This window comes from Stenotrophomonas sp. SAU14A_NAIMI4_8 (assembly GCF_003086695.1).
Lineage (GTDB): Bacteria > Pseudomonadota > Gammaproteobacteria > Xanthomonadales > Xanthomonadaceae > Stenotrophomonas.
In genome coordinates, this window is the sequence record NZ_CP025999.1 from 2209503 (window position 1) to 2225329 (window position 15827).

At 63.8% G+C, this 15827-nt stretch carries 13 protein-coding genes; 6 read left to right on the forward strand and 7 right to left on the reverse strand.

The annotated features are described in order from the left end of the window. Positions 1 to 214: 214 nt before the first annotated feature. Together C1930_RS10200 and C1930_RS10205 are read left to right on the forward strand one after the other, a co-directional pair. Positions 215 to 580 (forward strand): hypothetical protein, encoded by a 366-nt coding sequence (locus tag C1930_RS10200; RefSeq protein WP_108771642.1) that lies wholly within the window; start codon positions 215 to 217, stop codon positions 578 to 580. Positions 581 to 607: 27 nt separating this feature from the next. Beyond that, positions 608 to 1102 (forward strand): hypothetical protein, encoded by a 495-nt coding sequence (locus tag C1930_RS10205; protein WP_159093586.1) that lies wholly within the window; start codon positions 608 to 610, stop codon positions 1100 to 1102. A 493-nt stretch (positions 1103 to 1595) separates the two neighbouring features. On the opposite strand, the gene C1930_RS10210 is transcribed toward C1930_RS10205, so the two are convergent. After that, positions 1596 to 6311 carry an RHS repeat-associated core domain-containing protein gene (locus tag C1930_RS10210; protein WP_108771644.1) on the reverse strand — a complete coding sequence of 1572 codons (4716 nt, stop codon included), beginning with the start codon at positions 6309 to 6311 and terminating at the stop codon, positions 1596 to 1598. An 857-nt stretch (positions 6312 to 7168) separates the two neighbouring features. After that, positions 7169 to 8194: an efflux transporter outer membrane subunit gene (locus tag C1930_RS10215; protein WP_234412766.1), complete on the reverse strand. Its 1026-nt coding sequence runs from the start codon at positions 8192 to 8194 to the stop codon at positions 7169 to 7171. 343 nt (positions 8195 to 8537) lie between these two features. Between C1930_RS10215 and C1930_RS10225 the strand changes: the two genes are divergently transcribed. From C1930_RS10225 to C1930_RS10240, 4 genes are all read left to right on the forward strand, one after another. Beyond that, positions 8538 to 9098: a fasciclin domain-containing protein gene (locus C1930_RS10225; RefSeq protein ID WP_108771645.1), complete on the forward strand. Its 561-nt coding sequence runs from the start codon at positions 8538 to 8540 to the stop codon at positions 9096 to 9098. Between the two features lie 227 nt (positions 9099 to 9325). Further along, positions 9326 to 9751 carry a GNAT family N-acetyltransferase gene (locus tag C1930_RS10230; protein ID WP_108771646.1) on the forward strand — a complete coding sequence of 142 codons (426 nt, stop codon included), beginning with the start codon at positions 9326 to 9328 and terminating at the stop codon, positions 9749 to 9751. Between the two features lie 87 nt (positions 9752 to 9838). Then, a complete protein-coding gene (locus tag C1930_RS10235; RefSeq protein ID WP_108771647.1) occupies positions 9839 to 10663 on the forward strand; it encodes an AraC family transcriptional regulator in 825 nt (274 codons plus the stop codon). 98 nt (positions 10664 to 10761) lie between these two features. Beyond that, a complete protein-coding gene (locus tag C1930_RS10240; RefSeq protein WP_234412777.1) occupies positions 10762 to 11763 on the forward strand; it encodes an alpha/beta fold hydrolase in 1002 nt (333 codons plus the stop codon). Positions 11764 to 11788: 25 nt separating this feature from the next. Here C1930_RS10240 and C1930_RS10245 read toward each other — a convergent pair whose 3' ends face one another. The 5 genes from C1930_RS10245 to C1930_RS10265 all read right to left on the reverse strand — a co-directional run bounded on the left by C1930_RS10245 (position 11789) and on the right by C1930_RS10265 (position 15792). After that, entirely contained in the window at positions 11789 to 12436 is a 648-nt protein-coding gene (locus C1930_RS10245; RefSeq protein ID WP_108771649.1) for a carboxymuconolactone decarboxylase family protein, read from the reverse strand. Positions 12437 to 12533: 97 nt separating this feature from the next. Further along, a complete protein-coding gene (locus C1930_RS10250) occupies positions 12534 to 13025 on the reverse strand; it encodes a cupin domain-containing protein (protein WP_108771650.1) in 492 nt (163 codons plus the stop codon). A gap of 117 nt (positions 13026 to 13142) precedes the next feature. Further along, positions 13143 to 13490: a cyclophilin-like fold protein gene (locus C1930_RS10255; RefSeq protein WP_108771651.1), complete on the reverse strand. Its 348-nt coding sequence runs from the start codon at positions 13488 to 13490 to the stop codon at positions 13143 to 13145. 35 nt (positions 13491 to 13525) lie between these two features. Then, positions 13526 to 14737, reverse strand: a complete 1212-nt coding sequence (locus C1930_RS10260; RefSeq protein ID WP_108771652.1) for an MFS transporter — start codon at positions 14735 to 14737, stop codon at positions 13526 to 13528. Next, positions 14734 to 15792: an alpha/beta hydrolase gene (locus C1930_RS10265; protein WP_108771653.1), complete on the reverse strand. Its 1059-nt coding sequence runs from the start codon at positions 15790 to 15792 to the stop codon at positions 14734 to 14736. Before C1930_RS10265 ends, C1930_RS10260 begins: the two co-directional genes overlap by 4 nt. Between the last annotated feature and the right edge of the window lie 35 nt (positions 15793 to 15827).

Sequence of the window (15827 nt, forward strand, 5' to 3'; positions counted from 1 at the left end):
GGCCTCGAAAATCCCGGTTGTGCAACTGATGTTTACGCTTGCCAGTCGGCACCACCTTCGCGTGGTGTCGGCTGGCAATCCGTCTGCCGGCCATGGCGGGCGGTGCGTGGGGGCTTCGTGCCCGCCCGGGCTTAGTTGCACACCGGATTTCGAGCCACGCATCGTCCGCCACCTTTATCGGTGGCGGCTTCTGCCTGCACGCAAGGAGCCCGCCATGACCGCACCCTATTCCCCTGCCCCGCATTCCATCCAGGAGCCGCCGGCAGCCGATCCCGCGCCAGACCCCAACACCCTTACCCAGTTGCTGCGCAGGATCGGCGCCGGGGCAGCCTCCGACGGCCAGCCTTGGCCGGAACGCCACCCGCTACGCAGCCGACAGATTGCACTGGCCGACGCCGATTGCGCCCTGGCCGGCCAGCGCGTGGTGCAGGAGTTGCTGCTGGCCGCCGAGCGCGCCCGCCAGAACGGAGACCCCGACCAGGACGTGGGCGATCGCGTTATGGAGGGCCTGGCGATGGCCTGCCTCGCGCTCAACGTCTTCATCCAGGAACGCGTGCGGCCGCTCGGCGCGGGGTCGTGAGTGCGGTCATTCCTGGCGTCTAGCCTGATGGTTCTCGGCGCGCTGGCCGCTATTGCCTGCCTGCCATGGCCGCAGAGCGCAGCCGAAGAGAAGTGGGTATATCCGAAGGTTGGATTCGCAGAGTTCGAGAAGCTCTATGGCAGTGCGCACGAATTTGTTTCCACGCGCCGAGCAACGGGCTTCACGATCCACCCCGCGGATGCCGTTGCGCCCTCTTTCCAGGTGCGTTGCAAGGGCTTTCCCGTGCTGAGGGTGGAGCGCACAAAACCGACTGTCGCGCTTCGTCTGCCGGCGGACGCCCTGCAGCGTGCGCCGGAATCTGAGGCGCTGTATCTGGATCTGCAGCAGTTGATGGCGCTCAACCAGCTTGAGGGTGTCAGCATTCCCGATGGGCGGGCCCGGCCGTGGTGGCGGGCCGGGCCCGTGGTGCCTAGGAATGAGCGGTGTGCGCCGCCATCTGGTGGCCGGTTGATGGACTGGTGCCGGGCCGCGCGTTCGATGGTGCGGGATAGATTTTGGTGATGGGGCGCTGCGGAGGGCAGTCGAGCAAGCTCGACTCTACGGTTCGACGATCAGTCTCCGCGCGACACCATTCGCACAAGAAGTGTTCGCCTCAAATAGCCTGATGCGCCACAGAATGCGATTGCTCCCACAAGCCAACTTCCAAGCAATACCGAAGGCCAAATGTCCGCAACCAATGCCGTTGCTCCGAATCTCTGAAAGCTCTGCAGAAGTAAGCGATGCCCGCCATCAACTGCCAGATTGGAAAGCGTGACCGCCACAGTGCCGAATGCGAGCCCAGCAATGCCCCCCGCCACCAAGCTGCGCAACATGCCACGCATACGCCCGCGTCGAGACAGTGCAAAGAATGCGACCGAAAGAAACACGGAGAGAAGTAACACGTATGGAATTCGCATCGCCGCTATCTTCATGAACGCGGATATCCATATCCACCCCGCAAAATTCACGAGTGCAGATAGAGTGAAGCAAATCAATGATGAAACAACTCTATCCCTTACTTCACTGGACATTTCGCGCCCTCTGCGCTCTTTTGGAGAGCGCCTGGAAAGATGGTTTGCTTGATTCCGCACATTCCACCCAACACGCCAGAGACATGGCTTGCGCACCAGAAGCCTCGCGCATCCCCCCACTCCTCTGCCCTCTCAATGAGAGCTGTTTCTTGCTCCGGGGTCAAGGGAATGACTGTGAAATCAACCCGACTACCCGTTCCTGTCTGATACCTCGTATAGCTCACCAAACTAGCGTCATCCCCGTCAAACGTGCCTCCTGACCCCCGACGGCCACCCGGTGAGTAGGAGCCGGAAGGGTCATACAGGAAATCGGGCTTGCCAGGTCTCGAGATATGAATGGCAGAGTGGCTTCCAATTCCGAAATCATGTGTCGTTATTAGGATCGTCTTCAGCCCGAGCGGATCGGCAAACCGGGTCGGGCTCGAAGTCACGTAGCCGTAGGTGCTGACACCAGCAGTCAACCCAATCGGATCACTCTGGGAATACCGCCCCACCGATGGGTCATACTCCCGCTGGTAGTTGTAGAACATCCCACTTGCATCCGTCGCCTGCTGGCCCGGGAAGCGCAGCGCCAGCTCGAACGCCACACCATCACCATCCGGGTCGGCACTCGGGATCTGGTTCCCAAACACTTCGCTCTTGTTGCTCCACTCCCAGACCGCCACATCCCGCACTGGGTCGATCACCACACGCGGTGTGCCCAGGTGATCGGGCTGGATGTAGGCGAGCTCCGGCACGCCCGCAGCGGGCACGTTGATCAGCGCCACTGGATAGTTGTCCAGCCAGATGGCCTGCTGCTGCGCATCACCACTGGCGCTGTAGTTGCCCAGCCATTGCCCTGCTTCGTCATACAAGGTGATCTGCGCAGTACCGCCCGCCGGGGTACGCAGCACGCGCTCACCGCGATGGTTGTAGGCATAGCTTTCCAGCACCGCGTTGCCCTGCTTCACCGCATTCATGCGGTTGGCGTCGTTGTAGGTGAATGCCTTGCTGCCAATGTTGGTGGTATTGCCCGCCGCATCATGGTCACGTACTTCGCCGTCCACCGCGATCAAACGATGGCTGCTGGCGGGATAGGTGTAGTTGGCCACACCGGTCGCGGTGGTCAATGCAGTGCGGTTGCCGGTGGCATCGTACGCATACGTCTCAATCGGCGTGCCCGTCGTACCGTCCTGGGTCTGGGTCAGGCGACCCAGCGTGTCGTAGGCATACGTGGCCAACACGGTTGAGCCCGCACCATTCTTCAATTCGGTGATGGAGCCCGCCGGATCGTACCCGTAGCTCAGCGACAGGCCGTCGGCGGCCGGGTCGTGTACTGCCTGCGGGCGGTAATCCAGATCCAGCGGACGCTGCAGTTGGCGCCCATTGCCGTAGCTCCATCCCGTCGCGGGGCCGAAGGCGGCGTAGGTCACGTTGTCGACCACCACCTGCCGCGCTTGCCCCGGGCGGGTCAATCCAACCTGGCTGATGCGCCCCAAGGGGTCGCGAACATAGTCGGCCACACTGCCATCGGGATAGGTCAGCGCGGTCAGGCGGCCCGCCTTGCTGTAGGCATAGCGCACGATGCTGGACACACCGTTGATCGTCTGTACCTTGCGGGTGATCTGGCCGAAGCGGTCGTGGCAGTACTGGGTGCTGCCATTGGCATGCAGTACCTGGCCCAGGCGCCCCTTGGCGAAGCGCTCGTCGGCGGCACAGGCAGCCGGCGCCACATCGTAGCTGTAGCCGATATCCAGATTCGGATCTGGGTACGCAACACCGATCAAGCGATTGAGCGCGTCGTAACTGTAGGTGGCCGTAACGCCACGTGCATCGGTGCGGGTCTTGCGATTGCCCGCCGCATCCACGGTGAAGCTGCTGGTGCCGCTGTCGGGACTGACCTGGTCGGTCAGGTCGCCGAATCCATTGTAGGCATAGGTGGTGTGCAACCCCTTGGGATCGGTCACCTGGGTAACCTGATCCAGCGCGTTGTACTGGCTACGGATTTCGGCCGCCACGCCGCCAACGTCCTGCAGAGTCTGCGCCAGCCGGTTCAGCGGATCGTACTGCAGACTGGTGACGCGCTGAAGCGCATCGGTCACCGTCTGCGGGTTGCCGTTGCCATCGTAGGTGAAGCTGGTGGCGTGGTTGCTGGCGTCTTTCAGCGCCGACAGCTGCCCGAGCGTGTTGTAAATGCGTGCCAAGGTGCGCCGCAGGGTGCCACCCGCATCCACCGTGTCTTCCTTGAGACGATTACCGGCGTTGTCCAGCGTGTAGTGGACGGTGTTTCCGGCGCTGTCCTCGATATCGGTCAGTCGCAGTGCGGCGTCATACACGTAGGTCACGCTGCCGCCATCCGGCTCGGTGATCTGCTGCACCTGGCCTGTGGGCCAGTAGCTGATCTGGGTGGAGCGATCCTCTGCGGTGGTGGCCCCGCGTACGGTCACCGAGTTGGGCCAGCCGCGAGCATGGTAGGCGTAGTCGGTGACCACGCCATTGGCATCCTTCACTGACAGCGGCCGCCCGTAGGCGTCGTAGGCCAGCGTCTCCACCGTCTGACCGAGTGCATTGGTGACGCTGCGCAGGTCGCCCTTGCGATAGGTGCAGGCACCATTGGTCGCGCATCCGGCGTCGTCTCCGGCGTAGTAGGCATAGGTGCTGACGTCAGGCACGTCGGTGCGCGCGCCATCCACAGTCTTCAGCAGTCCTTCCACCGGGCAACTACCTGCTGCGGCCACATCCGCGGCCTCACAATAGGCATACGTGGTCGTACGTGTCTGCCCAGACGCCAGATCCTTCTGGGTCACGCTTACTGGTTGCCGGCGCGCATTGTAGGTGGTACGCGTCTCACGCTGACCGATGGTCGTAGCCAGCACCGCATTGGTCTCGTTGTCACGCACGGTCTGCACTACACGCTGCTCAGGCAGGCCCACCGCATCGGTGATGGTATGGGTGTTGACCGGTCGGCCCGTCACCGCATCAGTGCCTTCGCTGTAGGTGTGCTTACTCTGGACGCCGCGCCGGTCCGTATAGGTATCCAAACGTCGGCGGAAATCAATCGCGCCGTCATAGTAGGTGCGGCTGATCGAACCCTGGGCATCGGTGGTGCCCGACACCTTTCGGGGAGGCGCGCTGTCACCGCCGGGCGTCAGCGTGTAATCGGTCTGATGGCCCAATGCGTTGGTGACCACCGCGCCGCCGTTGGGACTGTAGACCAGAGTTACGCCATCGGCACCGCCTGCATGCTGGCTTGAAATGACGCGACCGTCGGTGTCGTAGGTAAAGGTGCTGTAGCGACGCCCGTCCTCAGCGGTAATGCCGGTCAAGTGCTGAGGAAACGCCACGTTCTCGTAATGATAGGTGCGCACCCCGCCGCCGGCGTAGGTGACCGTAGCAACCTGGCCATATGCAGTGTACGTATAGCTGGCCTGGGGCACACCCGCGACCAGAACGGAGCTGATCAATGCTTCGTAGTCGTTGGATTGATAGAGGAACTCAAGCGTGCGGCCGCTGCTGTGCACGACGGCAGCGAGGCGCTGGCTGGCATCGTAGACGAACGTGAGCGAAGTGCCATCCACGAAGCGCTTCGAGGTGAGCCGACCCGCTTCGTCGAACGTCGAAATAGTGTCGGACGTAGACAGGGTCCAGTTTCCACTCAGGACCAGGCGGTCGCCACTGCTGTCTGCGGCCTCGTACACCTGGCCGACCTTCTTGAAGGCGCGCTGGAAGCCCGTGGCTTCAACAATGCCTGCACCACCCGCCCCATCCAGTGCTAACTGCGCGCCAAGCGAATGCGTCCAACCGTAGCCAAAGCCTCCCGACGAGGTGGATATTCCCGAATGGTAATAGCGCGTGAGTGCAATCCAGCCGAGATCGAAATCCTGCGCGATCTCGTACTTCTCGCCGGTTTTCACATCGCAGGGATTGCCTACGGTGCCGTCGCACGGAGGTTCTTGCGATGGTGATGTGTTTGAAGCGATCGGACTCAAACCGCTCATGGCAGCGCTGCCTGAGGCAGGGCAGCTGCCGTTACCGCCGTCCTTGTCGCACTGCTTGGACTTCGAGGTAATTGTCGCAACGAACTCTTCGCTTACGCAGGCTTCATGCTTGTTGGACCACTGTGTAAAGGGGAGTGGGCAGTTCAGGCGACGGGTCCGCGTCATGACGGCTTCGCTTGGATAGGGCATACATGGCGAATCGGCCGTGTTGTTGCCAGTCATGTAGATCACTTCAAGATCGCGCGTCTCGATGGTTCCTTCCATATCAGGGCTAAGCGCGTACCACTCGCTTGTAGGCGTGACGGCAGCACCTTGGCAAATGGGATTGAACGCCTGGATATCAGCAAGATAGGAGGCAACCATGGCCTCCTCAGTCGGGAACTGCGCGGTGCTTAGATACGTCCAATCAGGGTCGGATGGTTGAGACTTGCCCATCCAGTACGTGATTGAGGTATTACCCTCCAAGTCCACGACCTTCGATTTGATTGAGTTGACAGATTGCCAGCCGAACTGGAACTCAGGCGGGAACGGACTCGGCGCTGGCAGGCTTTTGATCGCTTGCACCGCCGCTTGCTGAGTCTTGTATTGGGTCGAATTTCCGCTTGGCTGGGAGATACGCCAAGTCGTCTTGCTCTCCTGAGCCTGCGAAGCAATGGGGGCAGCGCAACCCAGCGCGACGATCATCAACGCAAGACAAACCCGCTTCAATTTCCGTCCGAACATCCGTGTTCTCCTTCCTGGGCGAGTACCGCACCGGGAGGGACGAAGGCGCAAAAGCGGATTCCCGCTTCATCGCACCTTACTTCGGATCGTCCCTGTTCCGGAATGCGGCAGGACCGCATGAGCGTGTTATCTAGCAAACCGCTCCGGCACGCAAGATGCATATTCGGCAGTCCATCACATATTGGTGCTTGGGCGATAACGTCGGCCGGCGTCGGCCTCAGATTTCGTCTCCCCGCTTGACGTCGCCTGCGCTCCTATTGGAGAAGCCTGGCGGTGGCGGGGACCAAGGCCCGCTGTACCCAGTGGTCAGGTTTTGCGTTGGCTTCCGTCGCCGGGCTGGGTCGGGGGGGGGGCGTGCCTCAGCTGTGGTGTTGAGGGCGTTGATTGGGATTGGTTCTGATGATGGGGGGGCGGGGGTTTAGTTGTGAAAGCTCGACTCCACTAAGGCGCGACCCTGCCAGATCGGCCAGATCCATACTCGACCCAATTTGGGAAAAGTCTGATGCCCGGCATTTCACGCCAGCCCTAGACTTCACCAGCCTTCAACTGGAGCCGCCGACCATGGATCAGGACCCGTACCGGGCAACCCTTCCCTTCCGGATCGAGCAGCAGGCCGCTGGGTGATTGAGATCCCAGGCCCCATCACTCGCCCCATCACGTACATGCAGCTGATGCTCAGCCGTGCTGAGCGCCATCTCGCGTGCTGCAGCGATGACGCTGCGAACTGTCCGCGGCATGACCGCCATCTATGCGTTCCATTGACTACTGGCGATGCGTACCGGCGGTCGCCCGGCCAGCCATTGAGTAGCGACCCGGCACTTGTGGGGAAGCCGGACGCTTAGAGGGACACCGGCGGCTCAGTCGAGCAAGCTCGACTCTACGGGGGCGTTGCCGATCGCTTTGTTTATGGCGACGTACCGGGTGCCCAAGCGGCCTTGGCTGGCGGTCAGATCGCGGCGCGCCTGCAGGTAGCTGCGCTGCGCATCCAGGACCAAGGTGAAATCGGTGATGCCGCCGTCATAGCGTGCCTTTGCGAGCTGGTAGGCATCGGCCGCGGCATCGCTGCGGGTCTGCAGCTCGTTTGCCTGCCGCTGCTCGGCGCCGTAGCTGGACAGCGCATCGTCGATTTCCTGCCAGGCCCTCAGCACAGCCTGCTGGTAGTTGATGGCTGCCTCCTGCTGCTGCAGTTCGCGCAGCTGCACGGTGGCCTTGCGCCGGCCGTGGTCGAAGATCGGCAGGTTCAGGCTGGGGCCGATGGACCAGGCACGGCTACCCCAGTCGGAGAATTCACCGCTCAGGTAGGACTCGTAGCCAAACTTCGCGCCCAGCCGGATGCTGGGGTAAAGGTCGGCCTTGGCGATGCCGATGCTGGCGCTGGCGCTGCGCAGTCGGGCTTCGGCGGCGCGGATGTCGGGCCGGCGCTGGGCAACCTCCGAGGGAAGCCCCAACGCAAGATCAGGCAGCGCCACGGCGGCATCGGTATCGCGCGGCGCAAGTTCGGCCTGCAGCGCGCCGGGACGCTCACCCGTCAGCAGGGCAATCTGGTTGGCGCTGGCCGTTTCCTGCGCCAGCAGCGGTGGCAACTGCGCGCGCAACGCAGCCAACTCGGCGCGTTGCCGCTGCAGGTCGGTATGGTCCAGCACCCCGCCTTCGACGCGCGCCTGCAGCAGCGCGGCGCGGTCCTGCAGTGCGGCGATATCCTCGCGCATCAGGCGGACCTGGCGTTGCGTGGTGCGTAATTCGATGTAATTGCGTACCAGGTCGCTGGCCAGGCTCAGGCGCGACCCCGCGCTGACCCGATGCCTGCTGAGCGTGATCGCGCCCTGCCTGATGCTTGTGGTGGGCGGGCGCAGTTTCCCGGGGCCGCTGCAGGAGGTCTTCAAGATGTCGCCTGACGCGACGGCAGAGCATCTCTACCAGTTTGCTATTGGGGGACTGGACGTGATCTCCCGAGAGTATGCAGAGCAGACCGGGATTCGATAGCGGTGCTGCGTACGACAGTCGAGCAAGCTCGACTCTACGTGGAGTGGCTGGCGCCCATTCGTCACACCGTCCCAATGTGGTTGAACCATTCAGAAGATAGCTCATGTTGGGCGCATCCAACCTCGGCTACCGGCACGTAGGTAAGTGGACAGCGCGCCAGAGCCGCCCGCACTGGAGCGTGATCCGCAGGATTGCCTGCACCCATCCAGAGGCCTGATGGCCTCCGCAAGCGAGGACACACACATGCGTACCCAGATTCAGCGTCTTGTCATTGCCGCCGGCATCGCAGTTGCCTGTGCGGTACCCAGCGCGTTTGCCGCCGATAACCCGATGGTGGGAGGCGTGCCGATGTATGCGAACAAGACGATCGTGGAAAACGCGTCCACCGCCAAGGACCTCAGCACGCTGGTAGCTGCGGTGAAGGCCGCCGGCCTGGTGGAAACCCTCAGCGGCAAGGGGCCGTTCACCGTATTCGCGCCCACCAACCAGGCGTTTGAAAAGCTTCCTGCCGGAACGGTCGATACGCTGCTGAAGCCGGAAAACAAGGCCAAGCTGACCAAGGTGCTGACCTATCACGTGGTGTCGGGCACCTATACGGCCGCGCAGCTGACCGCGGCCGCGCGCGGTAACGGCGGCAGCAGCACGCTGAAGACGGTACAGGGCGAACCGCTGACCGTGAAGCTGCAGGACGGCAAGGTGTGGGTTATCGACGCCAAGGGCGGCAAGGCATCGGTAACTACGGCAGACGTAAAGCAGTCCAACGGCGTGGTGCACGTGGTGGATACCGTGCTGATGCCGAAGTAAACCGTTTGCGCGGCGCGGCGGGACAGCCTCCTGCCGCGCCTGCGCGCGCATTTCCCAGCGCAACCACGCAAGGCCTTTGGATACATCAAAAGTCACGGGGTGGGATCGATTCGGGTGATGGGGTGCTGCGCAGGGCAGTCCAGCAAGCTCGACCCTACGGATGCAGGTAGTCATATCTCCCCTGTGCCGGTAACGTGCCAGCAGGCGCGTACGCCCAAGGAGACCTTATGCCCAGCCAGGAAGGCATTGTGCTGATGCCGGCGGCACCAGAAGACGTCGAGTCCCTCTGCACTTCGCTACAACAGTTCAACCGCCCCTTCACCGGTGACAGCCGGGAATCTGAGCTGAGAATGGTCGCGCGCGACGCACAAGGCGTCCTGCTGGGTGGCGTGCTGGCGGATGTGGCGCTCGGTTGGCTTGAGATCCACGTGCTCTGGGTGGACCCCGCCCAGCGATCCACAGGAGTAGGTGCCGCATTGATGGAGGCGTGCGAGCGTCAGGCGCATGAGCTGGGCGCGCACTCTGCGCGCTTGGACACCTTCAGTTGGCAGGCCGAAACGTTCTACGCGCGCCATGGCTACGCTGTCTATGCACGGCTTGAAGATTACCCGCCGGGGCACGAGCGGGTATTCATGAGCAAGCGGTTGGCCTGAGCATCCGCAGCCACAGCAAGATTCCGCAAACGCCCTGCCCCGCCCTGCGCTAGGCTTCCACCCAGTCACCGACACGGAACAGGCGCCATGGGAGCGGCACGCAAGGCCTTGTGGTACATCGAAAGCCACTTTGCCGAAAACCCCTCGCTGGCGCAGATTGCCGAGGCGGTCGAGCTTTCGCCGTTCCACCTGTCCCGACTTTTCCAGGTCAGCACAGGTACGTCGATGGCGCGCTACCTGCGTGCGCGGCGCCTGACCGAAGCGGCACGCACCCTGGCGGCAGGAAGTGAGCCTATCCTTGATGTCGCCCTGGCCGCTGGCTATGCCTCGCATGCTGCCTTTACCAACGCCTTCACCGAACAGTTCAAGCTGCCGCCGGAACAGGTCCGCCGAAAGGGTCTGCACGGCCTGGCGCTGGTGGATGCCCTCAAGCTCGACGCCCCACCCCTGCCCTGTGCGGCGGAGCCGGTACGCCGCCGGCAGGGCCCGTTGCGGGTGGCCGGCATCTGCGCCCGCCATACCGCCGCGACTGTGGCGTCCATTCCCTCGCAATGGCAGCAGTTGGCGCTGACCCGCGAACTGGGCAAGGACATCGCCTTCGGGGTCTGCTGCAACCGTGATGGCGAGGGTGCGTTCGATTACATTGCCGGCATGGAAATCGGCGCGACCGCCGCGCTGCCTTCGCCATGGCAGGCCGTTTCCATTCCGGGCCGGGACTATCTGGTGGCGTGGCATGCGGGCCACATCTCGACCATCCGCTCCACCTGGTACTGGCTGTTGAACGACTGCCTGCCCCGATCCGGCCTGAACCTGGCCGAAGCCCCCGACTTCGAACGCTACGACGCCCGTTTCGACGACCGCACCGGCAACGGCGGCGTGGAAATCTGGCTGCCGCTGTCCGACCCGACATGAACCAAGGAGCTTTTTCCGTGCGCGCCCTGCCCTACGCCTGCATTCTGCTGTCCTGCCTGTTTGCCCCGCTGGCCTGGGCGGCGGGGCCCTCACCCGCGGTGGGCGAAACCCATGGCGTGGCGCACACCCCCAGCGCCGCGGTGCGCGATGCCGGGCACAGCGACGCCGTGCGGTATACGGTGTGGTATCCGGCGCAGCCCGGTGTGGGAGAGCAGCCGCTGGCGATCGGGCCGCCGGGGGAGCCCCTTTTCGTGGCAGGAGCTGCTGGGGTTGATGCCCCCGCTGCGCCGGGCCGCTGGCCGGTGCTGCTGCTGTCGCACGGCAATGGCGGCAGTGCCCGCATGATGGGCTGGTTCGGCACGGCCCTGGCACGCTCGGGCTACGTGGTGGTTGCGGTTGACCACCCCGGCAACAACGGCGTGGACGCCATGACCGAGGCCGGCAGCATCCTGATGTGGAACCGGGCCGATGACCTTGCCGCGGCGTGGGCGGCGGTGCAGGCCGACCCCGAACTGGCGCCGCATCTGGATGCAGGCCGGCTGGGGCTGGTGGGCTATTCGGCCGGCGGGTTCACCGCGCTGGTGGCGGCCGGCGCACGGCCAGACATGTCCAGGCTGGCCGCGTTCTGCAAGGCATCGCCGAGGGATGGGGTCTGCCTGCCGCAGGCGGAGAATCCGGGGCTGACCTTTGAGCGGCGGATGGCGGCGGCCGCTACGCCGGAACTGGCGCCGTGGGTGGGCAAGTCTGCAGAGGATCGGGCTATTCCAAACGTTCGTGCGGTATTCCTGATGGCGCCGGCAATCGTGCAGGCGTTCGAGCCGGGCGAGCTTGGGAGGCTGCAGGCGCCGATATCGGTGGTGGTGGGTGAGGCTGATGCGATTGCCTCGGCGGCCACCAACAGTAAGGTGATTGCCGAGGCGTATGGCAATGCGAGAGTGCAGGTACTGCCCTTGGTGGGGCACTACGATTTTCTGGCGGAGTGCACGGAGCTGGGGCGTAAAGTCGTAGGAACGTTGTGCGAGGTGAAGGCCGACAAGGTGGAAACGCATCAGGCTGCGATTCAGGAGGCTCGGGTGCTGTTTGAGGGTGCGCTTCGGTAGGTCGTGCAGTCGAGCAAGCTCGACTCTACGGATTGGCGGCGGCGCGAACGCGTTCGGCCGCCTCCCGGCTGACGAGGCCTTCAAGGACGTCGGCCAGCTTGGACAGCTGCTCACGCCGCAGGCCAATGTTCATGCTGATGCCGATGTGGGACTTCAATTGGGGCTCGACCCCGGACATGGCGGCCAGCATGCTGACGGTAGCCAGCTCGCGGCTCTGCCAGTCCAGATTGTCGCGCTCGAAGATGTCGCCGAACAGGTGGGTACGCAGGTACTGATTTGCCTGCGGCGCAAAGTCGAACAGCGGCCCGGAGACCGGTCCACCGGCCAACGTGGTCTGGTTTGCGGTGCCTGCAGCGAGCAAGGCGTCGCCCGTGGGAATGGGCTTGCGCGGCTCGCGGCCGGGGTCATCCTGGATACCCTGCTGCCTGCGGGCATCGGCCACCTTCATCAGCTCGCCCAACGCGTTCAAGCTGCGCGGAAACCCGGCATACGCGTAGACCTGCAGCAGGATCTCGCGCGTTTCAGCCACGCTGAGGCCGGCGTCCAGGCCCTGGTTCAACGCCTGCCGAAGGCCATCGATGTTGCCCGCCGCCGCAAAGGCGCCGATTGGAATGATGGCTTGCTGGCGCGCGTCCAGTTCAGTTGTGAAAGCGTGGTTTGCGTTGCTGTTCATGGCTGCTCCTTCGTTTGCGAACGCCATCTGGCCGGGGGCGGCAGCAAGCATCGCCGCCCCCAGCAGAGTGGCGAGATGGCGGATTCGCGATGTGCGGTCACTTTGCTTCGTACTGGGCATCGGTCACCTTCTCCATCCAGGTTACGTTCTGGCCATCGCGCACACCGGTAACCGCAAGGTGGGTCATGGCGGTACCGGGGGCAGCGCCATGCCAGTGCTTCACCCATGGCGGGCACCACACCACATCGCCGGGACGAACGATCTGGACGGGCTTGCCCCACTCCTGCACGCGCCCAACGCCCGAGGTGATCAGCAGGCGCTGGCCGGCGGGATGGGTGTGCCACGCCGAACGTGCACCCGGCTCGAACGTCACCAGCCCGCCCGAGGCGGTGATGCCGGCGTCGGCAGGCCAGACCGGGTCGATGCGAACGTTGCCGGTGAAGTGTTCCGACGGGCCCTGCGTGGAAGGTTGATCCCCGGCCGCCGTGATCTGCTGTTCGGGCGCTGCGGCTCCGGCCGCGTGTGGAAGGCCGAGCAAGGCCCACAATGAGAGGACCAGGATGCCTCGCACTGATGTTCGCAACAGCATCTCAGCTCCCTCCTACGGTGTGAGCCGGTTCCAGCCCTTTGACGGATGCTTGGGTGCCCGCGTGATTGATATCCATGGGATTCACCTCGCTGTGGTGGATAGGAGTGCAGCCAACTGCTAGAAAGCCTCAATGCGGGCCCTCACCGGCCCCGCAGCACGAAGGATCTGCAGCCCGCCGTCGATGCGGCCCAGCCGTATAAGGCCCTTTGAATAGCCGAAGGGCTTGTGAAAGATCGCCAGGTTTCCCCATGGCGCGTAGAAGGCGATATCGCCTGCCATTGGCGTGATGCCCTCCGGCTCGCCGGTCACGCTGAGACGGCGCGGAAGCTGTGCAATCTTTTCGGTCGCCGCGTAGTCCTCAAGCTGCAGCGTCAGCGGTAGCTGGGCGATGAACTCGCGTGCGGGGATGCTGTCTTCCAGGGTGGCGGTGAGCACCTGATCGCTGATGATGATTTTGATTTTCATGGAGCGAGACTCCGCAGTGGTCGATGTAGATCGCCTCATGAGCCCTGCGCCCCCATGGCGATAGCCGGCCGCGAGGTGGATGCGGCATCGCAGGCGGTGACATAAGCCAACAGCGCGGCAAACAACAACAGACCGGCACTGGCCACGAACGTGCTGGCAAAGCCGAAGCCATCGAACAGCAATCCACCCAGGGTGGCACCCAGCGCGATGGAGCACTGCACGACAGCGACCATCAGGCCGCCGCCGGCCTCCGCGTTGTCGGTGAAGGTGCGGGCCAGCCAGCTCCACCAGCCCACCGGCGCGGCCGTGGCCAGCAGCCCCCATGCCGAGAGCAGTGCAGCCGTCGGCCATAGCCGGGGCCCCAGCAGAACCAACGCCAACGCAATCAGCGCCATCACGGCCGGAATGCTCACCAGCGTGCGGTACAGACCGCGCTTGATGAATGCTCCAATGGCAAACGTGCCGAGCAATCCACTTGCACCGATCGCCAAGAGCACCAGCGGAACAGCGCTGTCTGCTGCATGTGTCACGCGTTCCAGGAAGGGCCGCACGTAGGTAAACAAGGCAAACTGCCCCATGAAAAAGGCACCGCAGGCCATCATGCCCAGGGCCACCACGCGCCTGCGCAGCAGTGCAAACACCCCGCTTTGTGCGCGCCGCCGTTCTGCGGCCATGGATGGCAGGCCTACCCATTGCCACGCAAAGGCCACCGCAGCGACCGGCACCAGGCACAGGAATGCACCGCGCCACCCGATCACACTGCCCAGGTAACTGCCCAATGGCGCCGCAACCACGGTTGCAAGCGCATTGCCACTGTTGAACATCGCCAGAGCGCGCGGAACCTTTGCCGCGGGCACCAAGCGCATGGCCGTTGCGGCAGACAAGGACCAGAAACCGCCGATCACCACGCCAATCAGCGCACGGCCGGCCATGTAGACCGGATAGTTCGGGGCCAACGCCACCACCACGCCCGACACCGCCATCAATGCGGTGAGGAACAGCAGCAGCGTTCGCCGGTTGATGGTGCCCGCCAACCGCGAAATCGACAGGCTGGTGAGCACTGCGAACGCACCCGAGATGGCAATCCCGTAGCCCGCAAGGCCCTCGCTGACCCCCAGATCTTCCGCCAGCGGAGTAAGCAGGCTCACCGGCATGAATTCGGAGGCGATCAACGCGAAGACGCACAGCGTCATCGCGAACACCCCGCCCCAGTAGGCGCGACCGGCCGTGCTGTCGGCCTGGCTCATTGCGCGGCAAGACCACGCTGGAAGAACGTCGTCAGTTTCTCGAAGGGAATCAGGTTCGTGCGGTCGTACAGATCCACGTGACCGGCACCCTTCACCCAGTACAGCTCCTTCGGCTGACCGGCCTTGCGGTACGCGTCCTCGCTGAATTCACGGGAATGCGCGGTGTCGCCAGAGATGAACAGCATCGGCCGGGGCGAGATGGTCTCGATATCGTTGAACGGATAGAAGTTCATGAACTTGACCAAGCTGCTGAAAAGCGGCTGGGTGGTCAGCTCCGCGGTGTCGCCCTTCGGTGTGTAGGCGCCGCGCGGGGTGCGGTAGAAGTCGAAGAACTCGCGCTGGATGGCAGGCGTGTCAGCATCGAGTTTGTTCACCGTGCCCGGCACGTACACTGCGGCCCCGCCCTTGAATTCAACCAGGCGCTGGTCGGTTGCGGACTGGATGACTGCCTTGCGCTGTTCCAGCGATTGCCCGTTGTTCAGCCCCTGCCGTGCGGCGGCCCCCATGTCGTACATGCTGACCGTGGCAATGGCCTTGATGCGCGGGTCGATCTTGGCGGCACTGATCACGAAACTGCCGCTGCCGCAGATGCCCAGCCCGCCGATCCGATCCGGGTCCACGAACGTCTGCGTGCTCAGGAAGTCCACGGCCGCACTGATGTCGTCCGAATAGATTTCCGGCGCCACCAGGTGCCGCGGCGTGCCGGCACTTTCGCCCCAGAAGGAAAGATCGATCGCCAGCGTCACGAAGCCCTGCTCGGCCAGCTTCTGCGCGTACAGCTGCGAGCTCTGCTCTTTCACCGCGCCCATGGGGTGCCCCACCACCACGGCGGGAGCGCGACTGCCTTCAGGCAGGCCCTGCGGCCGGTAGAGCGTTCCCACCACTTCCATCTGGTATTGGTTCTGGAAGGTGACCCGCTCCCCCCTGACCGTGGGGCTGCGGTAAAAGTTGTCGGCCCCCTGCGGACGGGAGGCCGTCGGTGCATCAGCGGCCATGGCCGAAGCCGGAAGGGAGAGGCTGGCGAGCAGCGCCAGCAGCAGCGTGGTGCGTTTCATGGGCGTATGGCCTCGGTCGGGATCTCAGGTCGCCA

Bases quoted from the DNA above. Each gene is read 5' to 3' on its own strand.
- C1930_RS10235 (WP_108771647.1), top strand. From the start codon at position 9,839: ATGGGAGCGGCACGCAAGGCCTTGTGGTACATCGAAAGCCACTTTGCC.
- C1930_RS10245 (WP_108771649.1), bottom strand. From the start codon at position 12,436: ATGAACAGCAACGCAAACCACGCTTTCACAACTGAACTGGACGCGCGC.
- C1930_RS10205 (WP_159093586.1), top strand. From the start codon at position 608: ATGGTTCTCGGCGCGCTGGCCGCTATTGCCTGCCTGCCATGGCCGCAG.
- C1930_RS10225 (WP_108771645.1), top strand. From the start codon at position 8,538: ATGCGTACCCAGATTCAGCGTCTTGTCATTGCCGCCGGCATCGCAGTT.
- C1930_RS10255 (WP_108771651.1), bottom strand. From the start codon at position 13,490: ATGAAAATCAAAATCATCATCAGCGATCAGGTGCTCACCGCCACCCTG.
- C1930_RS10260 (WP_108771652.1), bottom strand. From the start codon at position 14,737: ATGAGCCAGGCCGACAGCACGGCCGGTCGCGCCTACTGGGGCGGGGTG.
- C1930_RS10200 (WP_108771642.1), top strand. From the start codon at position 215: ATGACCGCACCCTATTCCCCTGCCCCGCATTCCATCCAGGAGCCGCCG.
- C1930_RS10250 (WP_108771650.1), bottom strand. From the start codon at position 13,025: ATGCTGTTGCGAACATCAGTGCGAGGCATCCTGGTCCTCTCATTGTGG.
- C1930_RS10210 (WP_108771644.1), bottom strand. From the start codon at position 6,311: ATGTTCGGACGGAAATTGAAGCGGGTTTGTCTTGCGTTGATGATCGTC.
- C1930_RS10230 (WP_108771646.1), top strand. From the start codon at position 9,326: ATGCCCAGCCAGGAAGGCATTGTGCTGATGCCGGCGGCACCAGAAGAC.
- C1930_RS10265 (WP_108771653.1), bottom strand. From the start codon at position 15,792: ATGAAACGCACCACGCTGCTGCTGGCGCTGCTCGCCAGCCTCTCCCTT.